Raw genomic sequence first — 17,455 nt, 5'->3', positions numbered from 1 at the left:
TCTGTCGCGACACGACAAGCCGCGTGTGGGCAACACGCAAGAAAAGTTCCGCACGCCCTGGGCGGGGTCTCGGAGCTGGCCCGAAAACCCCGCCAATCGCCTAGTGGGTGAGTTGCTGGACCAGTTCGGCGGCGGTGGCGACACCGTCCAGCAACTTGCCTACGTGGGCTTTGGTGCCGCGGCGGGGTTCGAGGGTGGGGATGCGGACCAGGGAGTCGCCGCCGAGGTCGAAGATGACCGAGTCCCAGCTGGCCGCTGCGATATCGGCGCCGAAGCGGCGCAAGCATTCGCCGCGGAAGTAGGCGCGAGTGTCGGTGGGCGGGTTGGTCATTGCGTCGAGGATCTGTTGTTCGGTGACCAGGCGCTGCATGGAGCCGCGGGCTACCAGGCGGTTGTAGAGGCCCTTGTCGAGGCGGACGTCCGAGTATTGGAGGTCGACCAGGTGCAGTTTGGGGGCGGCCCAGTTGAGGCCCTCGCGGGTGCGCATGCCTTCCAGGAGACGGAGTTTGGCGGTCCAGTCGAGCAGGTCCGCGGTCTCCATGGGGTCGCGCTCGAGCAGGTCCAGCACGTGGGCCCATTTGGTGAGCAGGTCTTGGATGCGGGTGTCGTCGATGCCCTGGCGGTAGACGAACTTCTCCACGCGATCGAGGTAGATGCGTTGCAGCGCAAGGCCGGTCAGTTCGCGGCCGTCGGCGAGCGCGACGGTGGCGCGCAGGGTCGGGTCGTGGCTGATGGTGTGTACGGCGGTGACTGGGCGGGCCAATTGCAGGTCCGAGAGGTCTTCGCCCGCCTCGATCATGTCGAGTACGAGAGCGCTGGTGCCGACCTTGAGGTAGGTGGCCCATTCGCTCAGGTTGGCGTCGCCGATGATGACGTGCAGGCGACGGTATTTGTCGGCGTCGGCGTGCGGTTCGTCGCGGGTGTTGATGATGCCGCGCTTGAGTGTGGTCTCCAGGCCGACCTCGACCTCGATGTAATCCGCGCGCTGGGACAGCTGGAAACCGGGCGTATCACCGTTCTGGCCGATGCCGACCCGGCCGGAACCGCAGATCACCTGCCGTGAGACGAAGAACGGGGTGAGACCCAGAATGATCTGGTTGAACGGGGTCTCACGGCTCATGAGGTAGTTCTCGTGGGTGCCGTAGGACGCGCCCTTGCCGTCGGTGTTGTTCTTGTACAACTGCATCCGCGGCGCACCGGGCACGCTGGAGGCGAAGCGGGCGGCGGCCTCCATGACTCGTTCGCCGGCCTTGTCCCAGATGACCGCGTCGAGGGGGTCGGTGACCTCGGGTGCGGAGTATTCGGGGTGCGCGTGGTCGACGTAGAGCCGCGCGCCATTGGTGAGGATCATATTCGCCGCGCCGACCTCGTCGGCGTCGATAACGGGTGCCGGGCCATTGAGTCGTCCGAGGTCGAAGCCGCGCGCATCGCGCAGCGGTGACTCCACCTCGTAATCCCAGCGGGTGCGTTTGGCGCGCGGCACGCCTTCGGCTGCGGCATAGGCGAGGACCGCCTGGGTCGACGTGAGAATCGGGTTGGCCGACGGCTCCGAAGGCGTCGAAATGCCGTACTCGACCTCGATTCCGATGATGCGCTGCATGTGGTCGAGCCTAGGCGACGCGGCCGCGTATCGGGCGCGACCGGTGGAGTGGCCGTGGAATGCGAGCTACCGCGCCCGCACCGAGCGCGGTAGTCGCACACCTGGAACTAGACCGCCGCCACCGGCACCGGGCCGAGCCAGCGCGCCAGCGCCGACCGAAGTTCCTCCAGTTCAGCGGTATTCGGCCGCGCCGAGTTACAGGCCCACGCCACATAGGAGTCCGGGCGCAGCAGGAGTGCGGTGGCGGGCGGCTCGTCCATCTCGGCCACGACGATCTCCACCCGATCACCCCACTGCCGCAGCCCGGCGGCGAACGATCCGTCGATGCTGAAGTCGAGCAGCAAAGGCTTTGCGGCTCTGGTCAATTCGGCCAGGCGATGGGTGCCTGACGCGACGCGGAGGTCGAGATCGGGAGCGGGCCAGCCGACCAGTGGGTGTGGATCGGGTTCACCCATGTCGTAGCGAATATCGGAACCGGAGATCAGGTCGGCGAGCCGCTGCACCGTGGATCGGTCGGTGAGCAGTTCGGCGAAGACCTCGCGCATGGCGGTGACATCGGCACCCGGGGCGAGCAGTGTGGCCTGCGCCTGCGATTGCAGTACCGCGCGGCGGGCCGCCATGCGGCGTTCGGTGTCATAACTGTCCAGGAGTCCCGCGGGCGCCCGGCCGTCGATTTCGGCGGCGAGTTTCCATCCGAGGTTCATGGCGTCCTGCAAGCCCAGGTTGAGCCCGGGGCCGCCGCCGAAGACCAGCACATGTGCCGCGTCGCCGGCCAGGAAGATCCGGCGGTCCCGGAATTGCGCTGCGACCCTGGTGTTTCCGCCGAGCTGACGGCGCAGCGCGGGTTCTCCCGGGCCGGTCGGTGGTGCGAGCGGGACCTCCGCGCCGAGCACGTACGCGATACTGGCCTGCATCTCTTCGAGGGTCAGCGGCCCGTCCGGTGCGGGACGGTCCCACTCGGTGGTGTTGAGCAGCGGGCTGCGGCCGGGGAACGGCGCGTAGGCGAACCCGCCGCGCTCGGTCCGGATGGGCATGAAGGGGCGGATATCGCCGACGCCGGGGACCCGCAGGCTGCCCGTCGCCGGATCCACCCACTCCGCGGGTATCGCGGCGTGGACGGTGCGGCCGGTGGTGCGGTCGTAACTGACTCCGGGAAAATCGATTCCGGCACGCTTGCGGACCAGGCTGTGGCCGCCGTCCGCGCCCACGAGGTAGCGAGTGTGGAGCAGGTGTGTCCCTTCGGCATCCGAAATCTCCACGGACACACCGTCATCGTCCTGCGCGATATCGATAATCTCCGCGCCCCAGCGGATTTCGGCCCCGAGCTCCAGCGCCCGCTCCCGCAATACCTCGACGATGCGCGGTTGCGGTACCGCCATGTTGTAGACGGGACTCCGCTCCAGCAGACTCAAATCCAAAGGGAGAGCGGCGAACATGAAATAATTGGAGTTGGGTTGCGGCCGTCCGGGTGGACCGCCGAGCCGCTCGTACAGCCCGCGCCGATCCATCATCGGCACCACCTGCCCGACCAGCCCATTGGCCTTGTGCTCGGTACTGGGTTCGGTGAGCCGTTCGAGTACCAGCGGCCGGACCCCGGCCAGGCCGAGTTCGCTCGCCAGCATCAGGCCGACGGGGCCGGCTCCGGCGATGATTACGTCGTAGATCATGACTTCTCCTGACAGAGAGCAGGTTTCGTGACTACGGCTCCGGCAGCCCTGCCGCGAGTCCGGTGAGCGCATGGCGCAGCAGCGGCATGATCGATTCGGCGGAACCGGTGCGCTGGGATTGTTCGATGGCGACCGAGCAACCCGCGATAACGGCGGCGGCGACCAGATTCGGGTACATATCCCGCTCCGGGTCGGTGCCGGTGCGCACCGCGACGGCGGCCGAAAGTTCTTGCTGTGCTTCGGCATTGGCCGCGAGTATGGCCACCTGCACCGCGGGGGCGCTCAGCATCAGCCGGATTCCGTCGACCCAGTGCCGATCCGGTGCCGCATCGGCGTTGATCTCGTGTCCCAGCGCGAACCTGTCCAGCACGGCGGCCGTGAGCGCCTCCCAGAGGGATTCACTCGCCGGTCGCGCCAGCAGCTCCTCCGCCACCTGTCGCATGCGCTCGAGATGCCGGGAGGCGACCGCTTCGGCCTTGCTGGAGAAGTAGTTGCGGAAGGTGCGCACCGAGACATTGGCGGCGGCGGCGATATCGTCCACCGTCACCTCGTCCCAGCCACGCTCCACGGCCAGTCGAATGGTCGCCGTACTCAGCGCGAGCCGGGTTTCCCGCTTCTTACGCTCACGCAGTCCATCGCTCACACGACCTAGCGTACAGAAATTTGCCGCGATGGCAATATTTCCGTCGAGGCAACATTATGCGGAGCGAGTGGCCGCCGAGCGCGCGACCAGATCGGCCACCACCGTGTCGCGGGTCAGCGGCACTTCGAGGCTGCGCGCATTGCCCTCCAGCAACGCGAGCACCGATTCGGTGAGAATGCCCTCGACCTGCTCGGAGGTGAGCACGCCATCGGCCCGCCAGCTGTTGACCACCCCGTCGACGAAGCCGACCATGCCGAAAGCCGTGGGGCGGGCGCGATTCGGATCGAGGCCGAAGCCGCCGAGGATATCGGCGAACAGGTCGGCCAATTGCGCCCCTATGCGATCGCGCGCACCCGCGAGGGCACTCCCGGATCCGCCGTGCGGGTCACCGGCGGCGAGGAAGCGATGCAGATTCGGGTGCCGCTCAACCCATCCCACGTAGGTGCCGACCGCGCCGCGCACCGCATCGCGCACGGTGCCGTCGGGCCGCAGGCGCGGAAGTAGTTCGGCCAGTAGCGAATCCAGAATGTGGCGGCGAATTTGCTCGTCGAGATCGGCGCGGCCGTCGAAGTGCCGGTAGACCACCGGCCGTGGCACTTTCAACCGATCGGCGATCTGCTGGACGGAGATCTCCGTGCCATTGGACTCGATGACGGTGAGCGCGGCGTCGAGCATATCGGCGCGGCGGCGGGCTTTATGGCCGTTCCAGCGGGTGCTGCGGCCGTCGGTGGCCGTCGAGGTGGAGTGGGCGCTGGTTCCGGTCACTTGGTTCACGATACCCACCCGCTCATTGACCGATACATGATGTACCACTAATCTGAGTGTAACAGCGCGTATCAGTAATTCGAGTCAGGATGCTGCCATGAGCAATGACGCCATCACCTCCCCCGAGAACACAATGCTCCCCCGCGATTCCTTCGCCCAGCGTTTGCTCGCCGGGCATGTGAAGAAGTTCTACGACCCGGTCGTCGATATCGACTGGGACGCACCCCTGGACCCGCGCAAACTCTTCCTCCCGGCCGAGGTCGTCTCGCTGTACGGCACGCTTCTCTGGGAGTCCATGGATCACGAACAGCGCCGCGAACTCTCCCGCCAGGAACTGGCGAATGTGCTGTCGGTGGGCATCTGGTTCGAGAACCTGCTGAACCGAATCCTGTTGCGCGAGCTCATGTCCGGCGATCCGACCACCCGGCACTCGCATTACACGCTCACCGAGATGGGCGACGAATGCCGCCACATGATGATGTTCGGCAAGCTCATCGACAAGGTCGAGGCGCGGCCGTACTGGCCCAATCGCTATGAGCGACTGACCATCAGCGCGCTGCAACTGTTCCTGCGGGGCTCCATGGTGTGGGTGGGTGCGCTTGTGGGCGAGGAGATCTTCGACGCGATTCAACGGCAGACCCTGGACGATCCGGAGTTGCAGCCGGTGGTGGCGCGGGCCATGCGAATTCATGTGACCGAGGAGGCGCGGCATATTGGATTCGCTCGAGATGCCTTGGCACGCAAGGTACCTGAGATATCGGGCATGGAGCGCGCATACACCAGGCTGTGCGTGGCGATTGCCGCTCCGCTGTTCGTACACCTGATGACGAACTGGCACATGTACACCCGCGCCGGAATCGAGGGCGGCCGCGCGGCCCGTCGGATGGCGCGCGCCAATCCGCATGCCCGGCGAGTGCTCGGCATCGGGGCGGCGAATCTCGGTGCGTTCCTGGACAAGCAGGGTTTGATCGGACCGATCGGCAAGCGCATCTGGCGACGCCGGGGGCTGCTGTGAGGCGCTCGCGGCGGCCGGTGACCGCAGAGCCGGATTACCCGGATCCTGTACCCGCACCGGAGTATTCGGGTCCAGCGCTACTCGACGCACCGGGTGCGGAGATCGCCGTGATGGTGAGCCTGAACGGTCACCTGGACCCGATAGACGGCAATTTCCATTGGTACGGCAGGGTTTCCGCACCCGAGGGCACCGAATTACCCGATCCAGGACGCGGCCAGGTCTTCCTCACCCTGCCCGGCGGCACACCGGCGCGCGGCGTGCTCCAGGAGCACGACCCTTGGGGAAATCTGCGCATAGTCGGCATCGGCACACCACCATTCCCCTTGGAGCAGGCCGAGATTCACCTCGGCCGACTGTGCGTCAGGCGGGGAGGCCGATGAGGTCGGCCATCAACTCCACGGCGTATTCGAAGAACGGCCCCGCCGGGTCCATACTGCCGACGAGTTGCCCGGTCAATTCGAAGGTGACCGCACCGTAGAGCTGCGTCCATGCCACCACGGTGCGCGCCACGCTCTCCGGCGGCAGCCCTGGCGCGATCTGCGCCCCGATCTCGGTGGATTGCGCGGTGAGTTCGGCGGACATACCACCCGCCTCGGGCACGAGAGTTCCACTCTCCCATGCCTTTACGACAATGCCCAGCGCCGCGATCGGCACTCGCGAGGCGGGCTGGATGGTGTCCTGCGGAGCCTGATATCCGGGCACGGGCGAGCCGTACAGCAGCGCGTACTCGTGCGGATGACCGATCGCCCAGTGCCGCACCGCCGCGGCCGCGGCCCGCCACTGCGCCCGCGGCGTATCGCCGGTGGCGACGGCATTCTCCACCGCCTCGCCAATGGCGTTGTACGCCTCGATGATCAGTGCGGTGAGCAGTTCGTCGCGGCTCGGGAAGTACCGGTACAGCGCCGAGGAGACCATGCCGAGTTCGCGGGCGATGGCGCGCAGCGAGAGCGCGGCCGCACCGGATTCGGCGAGCTGACGGCGGGCCGCGTCGGCGATCTCGCGGGTGATCTCGGCTCGGGCCCGTTCGCGGGCGGTGCGGGGAACGCTCATTCGAACAGTGTGCCACGTCGCGGAGCATATGAATCAAACGAGAGCACCGCTCTTGACAGCGAGGCGCCGACGCATGCACACTGTTCACATCAGAGAGCACCGCTCTCACACCGAGAAGGAAGCCATCATGAACGACCTCGCTAACCGCTACCTCACCCCCTCCGGCCTGGACACGATCATGAACCGCGTCTTCAAAACCCTCCCGGGACTCGGCCTCGGCGTCGGCGGTTCCCGCGTACTCGCGGTGCGCGGCCGCAAGAGCGGCGAATGGCGCACCACCATGGTCAACCTGCTCATCGTCGACGACACCCGCTACCTGGTCGCACCGCGCGGGCACACCGACTGGGTCAAAAACCTGCGCGCGGCCGGCGGTGGCGAACTCCGCCTCGGCCGCAAAGCCGAGCCGTTCACCGCCCGCGAACTCTCCGATGCCGAAAAACTCCCCGCGCTGCACGCTTACCTCGACCGCTGGGGCTGGGAGCTGGGCCGCTTCTTCGAGGGCCTGGACAAGAACTCCTCGGATGCCGAATTGGCAGCCATCGCACCGGGATTCCCCGTCTTCCAACTCTCTTGAAATCCGCCCGCCGCCCGAACTGGACGAAACCGGCAGCGGCGGGGCGGGATTCATCTACCGACCGGCAGGGTGCTTGCCGAGTGTGCAGGTATGGCGGGCGAGTGTGCAACTGTGGCGGGGAAAAAGACAAAACACCGCCGCGAGTGCACACTCGGCACATCGGTTGGAGCATCACGGGTATGCCCTGGGAACGGATCGCGGTTCGAGGCCGCCCAATGCGGCGACGGTTGCATTTTGCGCATGCGATTTCCGTGGCAAAGCAGGCATCGCTGGGCACGTCGCCTGCCGTACCCGACTCGAGCTACCGGACTACACCCGGATCGTCCCGTTCCCTGCGGGAAGACCGGCCGTGGTCACCTTCTCGAGCCCAAAGACCAAAGACAAAGACACCAAAACAGACCCTCGCGATGTTGGACGATCGATCACCGGGAACTCACAGTGCGACACGCCGCACGACACCACGCTCATGTCCCAGTGATCGCATGTCCAGGTCGAGGGTGGGGGTTTTGTCCTATTTTTTCTCGTCTTGTTTTCTGCTCTTCTTGTCCTGGCGTCTTTTGTCTTTGAGTCTTTTGTCTTTGTATCTCTTGGTCTTTCGGGTATTCCAGTTCAGCGCAGGGCGTCGAGGGTGTCGTCGCTGCGGGCGAGGATCGCGCGACCGTCGTCCGTGAGGACGATGGGGCGCTGGATCAGGCGTGGGTGGGTGGCGAGTGCGTCGATCCAGCGTTCGCGGTCGGCGGGGCTTCGGCCCCAGGCCGAGATGCCCAGCTCCTTGGCCTCGGGCTCGGCGGTGCGGGTGATGTCCCAGGGCTCGAGGGCGAGTTTGGTCAGGACGCTGCGGATTTCGTCGGTGCTGGGCGGGTTGTCCAGGTACCGGCGCTCGACGTATTCGACACCGGTGTCGTCGAGCATCGCCTTCGCTGTGCGACTCTTCGAGCACTTGGGGTTGTGCCAGATCTCGGTTGCCATATCGGCAGCCTAGCGATCGACTCCGGCTGCCGATTACAGCCAGTCGACGATCCAGGGGTAGGGGCGCATCCAGTACAGGGCGGACTCGGGCAGGGGGCCGCCCCAGCGTTGTTCGGCTTGGGTGAGTTCCCAGCGGTATTCGGGTGCGGGTTCGCCTTCGTGGATTTCGTAGAGGTGGCGGCGCCAGGTGTTGAGCATGGCGGGGACTACCTGGGCGTCGGTGCCGAAGGCCCAGTTGACGCAGCGGCCCATGAGGGTGTCTACGGCGTGGTTGGCGGCATTGGGGTCGCCGGTGCTGAGGGAGTGCAGGAATGCGGCGACCAGGTTGTAGGCCATGGCGTCATGGATCGAGGTTTGGCCGTTTTCGAGGGCCCAGACGCCGAGATAGGTCGGTCCCTGTTCGTCGATCCATACCGAATGGGCTTCGCCGACTCGGTTGTCGAAGATGAGCGCCATGAGCATGCCGAGCACCGACTTGCCGAGGATCAGTGGATCGGGTTTGCCGGTGGCGATCGCGTCGTCGATGAGTGCGCGGTAGGCGGCGGCAGCGATACCTGGCCGCTGTGCTTCCAGGAGCGCGTCGGCGGTCTCGCCGCCCGCGAGTTGATCTGCCGGTGGCTGTTTCGGCCCGGTGACGGATTCGATGCCGTTCCCGGAGACGCTCAGCAATTCCGTCTGCGCTACCTCGCCGAGGGGCGGACCGAGGGGCGGCAGCCCGAGCGAATCCGGGCCCAGCAGTGGCGGTCCCAGCGGGTCCCCACCGAACGGGGTCTGCGCCAAGGGATTTCCGTCGACCGGTGCGTCACCGAAGGGTACTTGGCCGAAAGGCTCCGGCGCGAGCGGGCTTTGGCCATTGGGCCCGAAGCCGGCGGGTCCTTGCCCGTTGGGTCCGGCACCGAGAGGGCCTTGTCCATCGGGTACGGAGCCGAGGGGTCCGGGGCCGAGGGGTGGCAGGCCGATCGGGGCTTGGTCGGGCAGTGACGGGGCGAACGCGTCGGGGCTGAGGGGAGGCGGAGTGAACGGGTCCTGCCCGAAGGGAGGCGGGGTGAACGGGTCCTGCCCGAGGGGAGGCTCGGCGAACATGTCTTGCCCGAGCGGGGGCTCCGCGAACATGTCTTGGCCCGAGGGGGCGAAGGGTTCTTGACTCGACGGGGGCGGGGCGGTGGGCGAGACTGCGCCGTTCGCGACCGCCGGGGAGTTGTCCAGGTATTGCAGTGCCTCGCGGGCGAATTCGTTGTCGTGGGACCGCAGCCAGTCGCGGCCGGCGCGCAGGGTGTCGACGAGGTGCCCGCCGACGCCGTGTTCGATGGCCGCGCAGACGGCGTAGTAACCGTAGGCGCGGTGGTCGCCGTCGCCCTCGGCGATGAGGAGCTGGGCGTATCGGCTTGCCAGGTCGTGTCTTTCGATATCGCCGAGCAGGGTGCAGGCGGTCATGGCGGCCATCAGGACTTCGCCGTGGTCACCGTGGCCGCGGCGGATGTCGATGCAGCGGTCGGCCATGGTGACGGCGCTGTCGGGGCGGCCGAGTTGGGTGGCGGCCTCCACGCCCATGGAGTACATGGTGGCGAGGGTGGCCGGCGGGATGTCGGCCGGGAAGCGGGCGGGCCCGTTCTCGGCTATGCGCAGCGCCTGCGCGAATTCGCCCGCGGCGAACGCGGACCGGAAGGTGTAGGACACGACCCAGCCGTAGTCCTTGGGGTCCGGTGGGCTCAGCAGTGCATTGTCGAACTCCGTGAGTCTGGCGAGCGCTTCGGGCGCACGTCCGGACTCCAGCATGCCGCTCGCCTCGTTCATCACTTCGACGAACGCATTTCGATCCATGGCCTCTTCGCCTTCCCGCATTCTTCAGGTCCGGATCGTATGGCGCACCACCGGACTCGCGCGGGCAGTGAGGGAAACGTCATAGTTTGACGCGGTCGGGCATGACCGGCCGCCCGCCGACCTTCATCGGTCGCCGGTGCCGCTCCTCCCCCGCCTCTCAACTACGTTCCCCCACAACAGTTTCCGCCGCGCCAGCGCCGACGGCACCACCCCCTGATCGGGCTCACAACCGAATATCCGGTGGTGCGGCCATGATTCGCGTCCGCACCACCGAATACTCAACACTCAGGCGGGCACCTTGTCCAGGAATCCGTGCACGCGCTGGATCTTTCCGTCGGCGATGGTGATCACATCGAAGCCGATCACGATGGGCTCGCCGGCTCCGGGCGCGCCGAGCGTCCAGGTGAATCGGGCGATATCGTGGTGGCCGTCGACGGGTCCGAGCCCGAATTCCAGTCCGGCGAACTGTTCCTGGGCGCCGGCGACCATCTCGGCGACGGCGTCGGTGCCGACCAGTTCGACCAGTGGGTCGGTGAAGACGACGTCGGATGCGTACAGATCGTCGATCAGGGCCCGGCGCTTGCCGCTCTCCCGCTCGTTCCAGCTGTCGATGTAACGCTGTGCAATGTTCTCGTATTCGCTCATGCACCAAGCTTCTTCGCCGCGGTGCGCAGAGTCGATTACGCGTCAGGTAAAGCCGTGCGGGGCCGCAGTCGCACCACGACGGTGCCTCGATCCATGGATGCCCGCAATTCCTTGCGGTTGACCCGTCCGACCGGGTCGAGGCTGATCTTCGCGAACTTCCCGTGGGTCGGGTTGTGCTCGAGGATGATTCGATAGCACTCGGCCACCGTCTCCTCGTCTTTGCTTACCACCCAATCGGCTTCGACGATCTGCCTGCGCAGGGTGAGCCGAACAGGTTCGCCCGCACGTAGATTGCGATGCCAGTGTGCGGCGGTGCCGATGAGGATCTCTCCATCGTATTCGGCGTACCCGACGGGGTTTTCGTAGACGTGTCCGGTCTTGCGGCCGATCACGGTGACGATCAGCAGTTTGTCGCTGACCATCCGATGCATGGGTGAGCGCAGCAGTCTGCGCATGAAGGCGTCTGCGGCGCGCTGAACTCGCGACGCTCTCCCCGGTTGGACGCTGGTGGGGCTGGACATCGGTACTACCTCCGAGTCACCTATTTACTGAGTTGCTACTCAGAAAATACGTCCCCATACGGCATACTGCAAGGGCGGCAACCGAACATCCGAGGAGGCGATGTGACATCCGAGCGCGCGACCCGCCCCCGCGGCCGCCCCCGCACCGGCGTGCGCGAATCGGTCATCGACCAAGCCTGGCAACTCCTGGACGAATCCGGCGCGGCCCGGCTCTCCACCAAGGAGATCGCCAAACGCGCGGGCGTGGCCGAATCGAGCATCTTCTACCATTTCGGCGACCGCATGGGCCTGCTGCAAGCGGTGATCCAGCAGCAGTTGCGCCCCCTGAAGGACCTCTTGGCCGACCGATCCGACTCCCCCGCAACCGATCTCCCCGCCGACCTGCTGACCCTGCTGACCACCCTGGAAGAGTTCTTCCTGGCCACCATCCCGGTCATGGCCGCGGTCGAGTCCGATGCCGAGCTGCGGGCCGTCTACCTGGAGCGCAGCCGCGATCTCGATCTGGGCCCGCACCGGGCAGTGGATGCCGTTGTCGCCCAACTCTCCCGGCACCCGGCCGCCGGCGATGATCCACGGCCCGCGGCGCTACTTCTGGTCGGAGCCGCGCACCAACGCGCGCTGCAACGCAGACTCAGCCCACCGGACGCACTCGTCGACCTGCCCACCCCGGAATCCGTGGCCGAAACCCTTGCCCGCCTTTTTCATACGTCGAAGTAGAGATCGAATTCGTAAGGGTGGGGGCGGATGTTGATTTCGGCTATTTCATTGTCTCGCTTTATGCGGATCCAGGTTTCGATGAGGTCGTCGGTGAAGACGCCGCCCTGGGTGAGGTAATCGTGGTCGGATTCGAGGCGGTCGATTACGGCCGAGAGACTGGCGGGGGTCTGGGTTACTTCGGCGGATTCTTCGGGGGTGAGTTCGTAGAGGTCCTTGTGGCGGCGCTGGCTCCGGTGACCGGGATGCGTACGGCCGCTGAGCGATTGCGCTGGCTGTAGACCAGATTCACGGGTGCCTCATAGCCGGGGACCAGGCGTTTGTAGGAGTTCACGGTCGGGTTGGTCCAGGCCAGCAGGGAGGGCGCGTGGTGCAGGAGGCCGCCGATGTAGTGGCGGGCCAGATCGGACAGACCCGCATATCCCGCCTCCTGGAAGCCGCGGACCGACGAACCGTCGAACGCGATGCCCTCCTCGACCAGATCGGGTCCGAACATTGTTGCGGGAATGGAGAAATGCTGTTGTACGCCGGGGACATCACAGAAGCGGATGTCGACATATTCGATTTCCTCGGCGCTGATGTAGTCCTGTACTCCATGTGCGGTAGGGGTGATCACTGCGGGCTCCTCGTACAGCCGCACCGCTACCCGATCGGACGGCCCGGTCGGGGTCCGGCGGTCCTATGGCTTGAAAAAACGATACGTCGCAGGCCGACCGGCCAAACCATTCCGAGACTCTCCCCGAGCAATTTGGTCACATGCACAAACCTCTCGCCTCGGATCTGCTTTATTGCCACTGGTATCGACCCGTCTTTGTGCGGTGTGCTGGATGGCAACCCGGGGGCCGTGGCGCTCTCGATGAGGTGAGCCAGAGGTAGGTCGTGAGTTCAACATTGCTGTCGGCGGTGCCGCCGCGCACGCTGTGTGAGGCGTTCCAAACCCAGGTCGCGGCCTATCCGGAGTGGGTCGCGCTGCGGACTCTCGGCGGCGCGCAGACCCTCACCTGGCGCGAATACGGTGCACCAATCCGGTGGATCTGCTGGTCTACCAGTTCGGCAATGCGGGCAACAGGGCCGTGATCTGTGAGCGCCGGTTCCTGCCGCGGATCCTGGCCGCGGTGGAGCAGGCCGCGGCGCAAGGGATTACGGTCGAGCACGTGATCTGCGTGGACGACGCGCCGGAGGGGACGCTCTCGCTCGCCGAACTGGAGGCCACGCCCGACCCGGATTTCGATTTCGAGAAGTCCTGGCGGGCAGTGGATCCCGCGGATCTGCTCACCATCGTCTACACCTCCGGCACGACCGACCCGCCCAAGGAGGTGGAGCTCACGCATACCAATTTCATCGAAAACGCGCGTGTGGTCGAGGAATTCGGTGGTGGTGGACCCGAGAACAAGGTGGTCTCGTATCTGCCGGACGCGCATGCGGCGAATCGCTGGTTCGCGCACTATCTTTCGATGATCGGTGGCGGGCAGATCACCACCTGCCCCGATCTCGGACAGGTCGCCGAGGCGTTGACCGAGGTACATCCGTCGGTCTTCCTGGGTGTGCCCCGGGTGTGGGTGAAAGTCGAAGCGGCACCGTCGGCACCGCGCTGCCCGGGGCGGAGGTGCGGATCGCGCCGGACGGTGAGGTGCTGGTGCGCGGTCGAATGGTCATGCGCGACTACCGGGGTGCGCCGGACCAGACCGCCGAGGCCGTCGACGCGGACGGCTGGCTGCACACCGGCGATATCGGCGAACTCGACGCCGAAGGTTTCCTGAAAATCGTCGATCGCAGGAAAGAGCTCATCATCGATGCGGCGGGAAAGAATATGTCGCCGACCAATATCGAGAACACCATCACCGAGAACACTCCGCTCGTGGGCCCGATCGCGGTGATCGGTGAGGCGCGGTCCTACAACACCGCACTCATCTGCCTCGATCCCGATCTGGTGGCCGGCTTCGCCGAGCGTCACCGGCTACCGGACCGGAGTATTGCCGCGCTGGCCCGGGACCCGATTGTGCGCAAGGCTCTTCAGGACGGGATGGACGCGGCGAACGCCAAGCTCTCCCGGGTGGAGCAGATCAAGAAGTTCGCGGTGCTGCCGGAGGTGTGGCTCCCGGGGAGCGAATGCCTCACGGCGACCGGAAAACTGAGGCGCAAACCGATAGCTATCGCATACGCGGCTACTATCGACTCGCTGTACGGGCAGTAGGAGAGTTATGCGAGCGCTGAACCGGGACCGGGCGCTGGAAGAGTTGTATCGGAGCGCGGTCGCGGTGCGGGAGTTGGTCCCCACCGCGATGCCGCCGTACCGGACCCTGCCGCAATCCTTGGTGGCCAGCGGTTTCGAACGCGGCACCAAACTCACCGTGGATCTGTTCTTCGACTATCTGCGCACCGGAATCAGCCCCGGCGAGGACGACACCCGCGAAGCCGTGGAGATCGCGCTGGGCCGGGTACGCGACGGTGAACCCCTCGAAGAGGTGCTCGGCCGCTACCGGATCGGCGCGGAATTCATCTGGTCGCGTATTCGCGAGGCCGCCGATGCGGATCAGCGCGAACTGCTGGCCGACGCGGCCATGCCGCTGCTGCATTTCGTCACCCTGATGACCTCGCGCATCGCCACGGCCTGTGTGCAGCGGGTGCACGATCCGCGCTGGGACTACTCGAGCGGCGCCGCGCCATCGCCGATGCCCTGCTCACCGGCCGCGATCCGATCGAATGGGCGGACGAACCCGCCATCGCGGTCCCGGACGCGTTCGTCATAGCGGTCTTCCGCCTCAGCTCGGCCCACCCCACCGATACCAGCGATCTGCGGCACCGCATCGAAGCCATCCCCGGCGTATTCCTGCGCCTGGACAGCGGCGGCTGGACCGCCCTGCTCCCCCTGCATCCCGGCGATGACGGCACCGCCACCACCGCGGCCCTAACCGCCCGGCTGCTACCCGCACGCGCGTTCTGGGTCGGCGTGGCCGTCGCCTCCGCCCGCGGTGCGGTCCCTGCGCTCTTCGCCGAGGCGCGCATCCTCGCCGAGTTGGGCCGCTGCCTGGAACGCCCGCAAATGCTCTGCCGCCGAACCGATCTCATGTTCGAGTACACGGTCGCCGCGGGCGGCCCCGCCCGTGCGGGCCTGGCCGCCGTCCTACTCCCCCTCGACCCGCAACCCCTGCTCGCCGAGACCCTGGAAGTCTTCGTGGACAGCGGTTTCAACCAGCTGGCCACCGCCCGCCTGCTGAACATCCACCGTAATACGGTCACCTACCGCCTGGCCGCATCCACGACCTCACCGGCCTGGACCCGCACCGCCCCACCGATGCCATGACCCTCTCCGCCGCCCGCATTGCCCGCCGCCTCGAATCCGCCTCCTTCGCCCCGTAATCGGGGCGAGGTCGAGCCATCGCCTACAGGTGCATCCAGTCCGGCCACACCTGCGACCACGATCGTTTCAGCCCGGTGCATTTCCAGATGGTCACGTCCTGGGTGTTGCCGGGAAATCCGATGCGGGTGTTCACCTTTCCCACCGGATCGACATGCTCGAACTGGTAGCGCAGCACCGCCTCGTAGCCGCCGACGGCGATGACGGCGGTGGCGTCGTCGGGGGGTGCGCCGAAGTAGCCGAAGCCGCGGCTCGGGCTGTAGATGGGCGGGAGCTGATCTCGGCCGAGTTCATCCAATGCGCTTGCCTGCCAATAGGTGTCGGCGAGAATCACCGCGTTCGACCGTTCCTGCGGCGTCAGGCCGTTGTAGACGCGCTCCACCTCATCGGTGAGTTCATGCCATCCGAATGAGCCGTAGACGCCGATATTGATGGCGGCCTCGGCGTCGTCGGCGGGCGGATGCACATCGCCGGCCGACCGCCATGGTGTGGAATACAGCACGAAAGCCGTTGCGCCCAACGCCAATACCGTGACAGCGGCGACGAGTGCGCGTCGAAGATCGATACGCAGGTGCTCGGCGGTGGCGACCACGCCCACCGCGCCCGCCGCGATCAGCACCCCGTACATTCCGGCCGCGTAGTAGATGCGACCGCCGGTGATCAGGAAGGCCAGAAACAGCAGCGCCGGCGTCGCGCCCAGGAATCGGTAGGGCCGCAACGATTCCCACACCAGCAGCACCCACAGGCCCCACAGCAGCAGTAGCGCGCCGAGGAATCCGGCCAGGCTCACCGACATCGGCAGGAACATGAGCCGTCCGCCCAGGATCCCCTGTTCGTTCCCGATCACCCGGCCCATTTCGAGCTGCGGCCAGTCGTGCTGCGCCTGCCACAGCAACTCGGGCACGGTGGCGATGACCACGATCGCACCGCCGGCCCAGAGCAGCGGCCGGCGCACCAGTTCGCGCGGCCCGAAGACCAGACTGCTCGCGGCAACCGCCAGCCAGAAGAACGGGATCAGCCACTTGACCTGCATATCCACGGCGGTTACCAGTGCCGCGGCCAGGAGCAGCCAATCGTTGCGGGTGCGCACCCAGCGCACCACCAGCCAGGTGATGATCACCCATAGCGCGGTATCGACCGCGTTGGTGGTGAGCATGGTCCCCTGCAGCAGCAGGAATGGCGAGGTGGCGTAGCCGACGGCAGCCAGGAGCTGCGCCCAGCGTCCACCGCCGAATTCGCGGGCGATCAAGGCGCACAACACGATTGCGGTGACCGTCAGCGCTATCGCGGGGAGCCGCAGGACGAAGTACGAGCCGGGTGCGAGGGTATCCATGAGCCGAGCCAGCAACGGCAGCACCGGACCCTGATCCGCGTATCCGAACGACGGTCGCCGCCCGGCCGCCAGGAAGTACAGCTCATCACCGAAATATCCATACCGCGTCGCCGATAACAGCAACACCACAGCAGCCGATACGGCGACCGCCGCGATGGCCTTCCATGCGGGTTCCGGTCGATCCGGCGCTGCCCGGTGTCGCCCTGGGGAATTCGACTGGGCCGGACCATCGGCCACATCGGTCAACAGCGTGCTCCTGCCCGGTGAGGTAAAGCTCGGACTGATGAATACGGTTCACCAGCAAATCTACAGCTTCACCTCAAGCGCTCCCGCACACGAAACACCGAACGTCCGCCCGGTCCGCAACACCCCGCGCGGAGGTCTATCGAGCCAGACGGGCCTGCACGTAGTACTCCACCGCGAGCGCCGTCAGCACCTGCCGAATACCAGGCGGGGCCCAGGCCGCCGAAGCGTCATGCCCGACCACCGGATCGGTGAGTGTCACAGTGCGCCCCCGGGTCTCGAACTCGAAGCTCTCCGCCGCCCGAATATTCTTGAGCCAGTCCACATCCCGCCCATAGGTGAGCGCGATCCGATACCCACCGTCGCGCTGGAACACCATTACCGGAGACCGATACACCCGCCCCGACTTCCGCCCGGTATGTATGACAATCCCGAAACCCGGTGCGACCCGGGCCATTACACCCAATACGGGATTGCTGATCCGGCGATTGATCCGCGCGAGCGTCTGCGGCAGCGGCATGGTCTCGTCCTCTCCGG

At 66.3% G+C, this 17,455-nt stretch carries 18 protein-coding genes and 2 pseudogenes; 8 read left to right on the top strand and 12 right to left on the bottom strand.

Annotation, left to right across the window (positions count from 1 at the left end):
- Positions 1 to 100: 100 nt before the first annotated feature.
- From dop to GFY24_RS14050, 4 genes are all read right to left on the bottom strand, one after another.
- Entirely contained in the window at positions 101 to 1,600 is a 1,500-nt protein-coding gene (gene dop / locus GFY24_RS14065; RefSeq protein WP_153805453.1) for a depupylase/deamidase Dop, read from the bottom strand.
- 107 nt (positions 1,601 to 1,707) lie between these two features.
- Positions 1,708 to 3,267, bottom strand: coding sequence for an FAD-dependent monooxygenase (locus tag GFY24_RS14060; RefSeq protein ID WP_153805452.1), 1,560 nt, complete (start codon positions 3,265 to 3,267; stop codon positions 1,708 to 1,710).
- 31 nt (positions 3,268 to 3,298) lie between these two features.
- Positions 3,299 to 3,910, bottom strand: a complete 612-nt coding sequence (locus GFY24_RS14055) for a TetR family transcriptional regulator (RefSeq protein WP_309230834.1) — start codon at positions 3,908 to 3,910, stop codon at positions 3,299 to 3,301.
- A gap of 54 nt (positions 3,911 to 3,964) precedes the next feature.
- Entirely contained in the window at positions 3,965 to 4,675 is a 711-nt protein-coding gene (locus tag GFY24_RS14050; RefSeq protein WP_309230833.1) for a TetR/AcrR family transcriptional regulator, read from the bottom strand.
- A 97-nt stretch (positions 4,676 to 4,772) separates the two neighbouring features.
- Between GFY24_RS14050 and GFY24_RS14045 the strand changes: the two genes are divergently transcribed.
- Both GFY24_RS14045 and GFY24_RS14040 read left to right on the top strand, forming a co-directional pair.
- The gene (locus GFY24_RS14045; protein ID WP_153805451.1) at positions 4,773 to 5,690 is read left to right on the top strand and encodes a diiron oxygenase; all 918 of its coding nucleotides are present in this window, start codon (positions 4,773 to 4,775) and stop codon (positions 5,688 to 5,690) included.
- A 17-nt stretch (positions 5,691 to 5,707) separates the two neighbouring features.
- Complete coding sequence (locus tag GFY24_RS14040) at positions 5,708 to 6,070, top strand: DUF4873 domain-containing protein (protein ID WP_309230832.1); 363 nt, start codon at positions 5,708 to 5,710, stop codon at positions 6,068 to 6,070.
- Here the strand turns inward: GFY24_RS14040 and GFY24_RS14035 are convergent.
- Positions 6,051 to 6,740 carry a TetR/AcrR family transcriptional regulator gene (locus GFY24_RS14035; protein ID WP_153805450.1) on the bottom strand — a complete coding sequence of 230 codons (690 nt, stop codon included), beginning with the start codon at positions 6,738 to 6,740 and terminating at the stop codon, positions 6,051 to 6,053. The genes GFY24_RS14040 and GFY24_RS14035 overlap by 20 nt on opposite strands.
- A gap of 127 nt (positions 6,741 to 6,867) precedes the next feature.
- Here GFY24_RS14035 and GFY24_RS14030 point away from each other — a divergent pair, with 127 nt between their 5' ends.
- The gene (locus GFY24_RS14030) at positions 6,868 to 7,314 is read left to right on the top strand and encodes a nitroreductase family deazaflavin-dependent oxidoreductase (protein WP_153805449.1); all 447 of its coding nucleotides are present in this window, start codon (positions 6,868 to 6,870) and stop codon (positions 7,312 to 7,314) included.
- Positions 7,315 to 7,923: 609 nt separating this feature from the next.
- Here the strand turns inward: GFY24_RS14030 and GFY24_RS14025 are convergent.
- From GFY24_RS14025 to GFY24_RS14010, 4 genes are all read right to left on the bottom strand, one after another.
- A complete protein-coding gene (locus GFY24_RS14025) occupies positions 7,924 to 8,283 on the bottom strand; it encodes an arsenate reductase family protein (protein ID WP_153805448.1) in 360 nt (119 codons plus the stop codon).
- 33 nt (positions 8,284 to 8,316) lie between these two features.
- Complete coding sequence (locus GFY24_RS14020; RefSeq protein WP_153805447.1) at positions 8,317 to 10,104, bottom strand: hypothetical protein; 1,788 nt, start codon at positions 10,102 to 10,104, stop codon at positions 8,317 to 8,319.
- A 285-nt stretch (positions 10,105 to 10,389) separates the two neighbouring features.
- Positions 10,390 to 10,749, bottom strand: coding sequence for a nuclear transport factor 2 family protein (locus GFY24_RS14015; protein ID WP_153805446.1), 360 nt, complete (start codon positions 10,747 to 10,749; stop codon positions 10,390 to 10,392).
- A 35-nt stretch (positions 10,750 to 10,784) separates the two neighbouring features.
- Positions 10,785 to 11,270, bottom strand: a complete 486-nt coding sequence (locus tag GFY24_RS14010) for a nitroreductase/quinone reductase family protein (RefSeq protein ID WP_153805445.1) — start codon at positions 11,268 to 11,270, stop codon at positions 10,785 to 10,787.
- 102 nt (positions 11,271 to 11,372) lie between these two features.
- On the opposite strand from GFY24_RS14010, the gene GFY24_RS14005 reads away from it, so the two are divergent.
- Entirely contained in the window at positions 11,373 to 11,987 is a 615-nt protein-coding gene (locus GFY24_RS14005; RefSeq protein WP_194852858.1) for a TetR/AcrR family transcriptional regulator, read from the top strand.
- Here GFY24_RS14005 and GFY24_RS14000 read toward each other — a convergent pair.
- Positions 11,972 to 12,492 (bottom strand): annotated as a pseudogene (locus GFY24_RS14000) (type I glutamate--ammonia ligase); the annotation flags it as partial. The gene GFY24_RS14005 and the pseudogene GFY24_RS14000 sit on opposite strands and share 16 nt — an antisense overlap.
- 371 nt (positions 12,493 to 12,863) lie before the next feature.
- On the opposite strand from GFY24_RS14000, the gene GFY24_RS43695 reads away from it, so the two are divergent.
- The 4 genes and pseudogenes from GFY24_RS43695 to GFY24_RS13985 all read left to right on the top strand — a co-directional run bounded on the left by GFY24_RS43695 (position 12,864) and on the right by GFY24_RS13985 (position 15,288).
- The gene (locus GFY24_RS43695; protein WP_375336041.1) at positions 12,864 to 13,061 is read left to right on the top strand and encodes a hypothetical protein; all 198 of its coding nucleotides are present in this window, start codon (positions 12,864 to 12,866) and stop codon (positions 13,059 to 13,061) included.
- Positions 13,058 to 14,178, top strand: a pseudogene (locus GFY24_RS13995) (AMP-binding protein); the annotation flags it as partial. The gene GFY24_RS43695 and the pseudogene GFY24_RS13995, both read left to right, overlap by 4 nt.
- Before the next feature lie 7 nt (positions 14,179 to 14,185).
- A complete protein-coding gene (locus GFY24_RS13990) occupies positions 14,186 to 14,734 on the top strand; it encodes a hypothetical protein (protein WP_153805443.1) in 549 nt (182 codons plus the stop codon).
- A 200-nt stretch (positions 14,735 to 14,934) separates the two neighbouring features.
- Positions 14,935 to 15,288 carry a helix-turn-helix domain-containing protein gene (locus GFY24_RS13985; RefSeq protein ID WP_153805442.1) on the top strand — a complete coding sequence of 118 codons (354 nt, stop codon included), beginning with the start codon at positions 14,935 to 14,937 and terminating at the stop codon, positions 15,286 to 15,288.
- A gap of 79 nt (positions 15,289 to 15,367) precedes the next feature.
- Here GFY24_RS13985 and GFY24_RS13980 read toward each other — a convergent pair whose 3' ends face one another.
- A complete protein-coding gene (locus GFY24_RS13980; protein WP_309230846.1) occupies positions 15,368 to 16,912 on the bottom strand; it encodes a glycosyltransferase family 39 protein in 1,545 nt (514 codons plus the stop codon).
- 145 nt (positions 16,913 to 17,057) lie between these two features.
- Positions 17,058 to 17,438 (bottom strand): nitroreductase family deazaflavin-dependent oxidoreductase, encoded by a 381-nt coding sequence (locus GFY24_RS13975; RefSeq protein WP_153805440.1) that lies wholly within the window; start codon positions 17,436 to 17,438, stop codon positions 17,058 to 17,060.
- Between the last annotated feature and the right edge of the window lie 17 nt (positions 17,439 to 17,455).

Origin of the sequence: Nocardia sp. SYP-A9097 (genome assembly GCF_009649815.1) — a bacterium.
Taxonomy (GTDB): Bacteria; Actinomycetota; Actinomycetes; order Mycobacteriales; family Mycobacteriaceae; genus Nocardia.
Note: the sequence above shows the minus strand (reverse complement) of the source record. Positions and strands in the feature narration are given on the sequence as shown.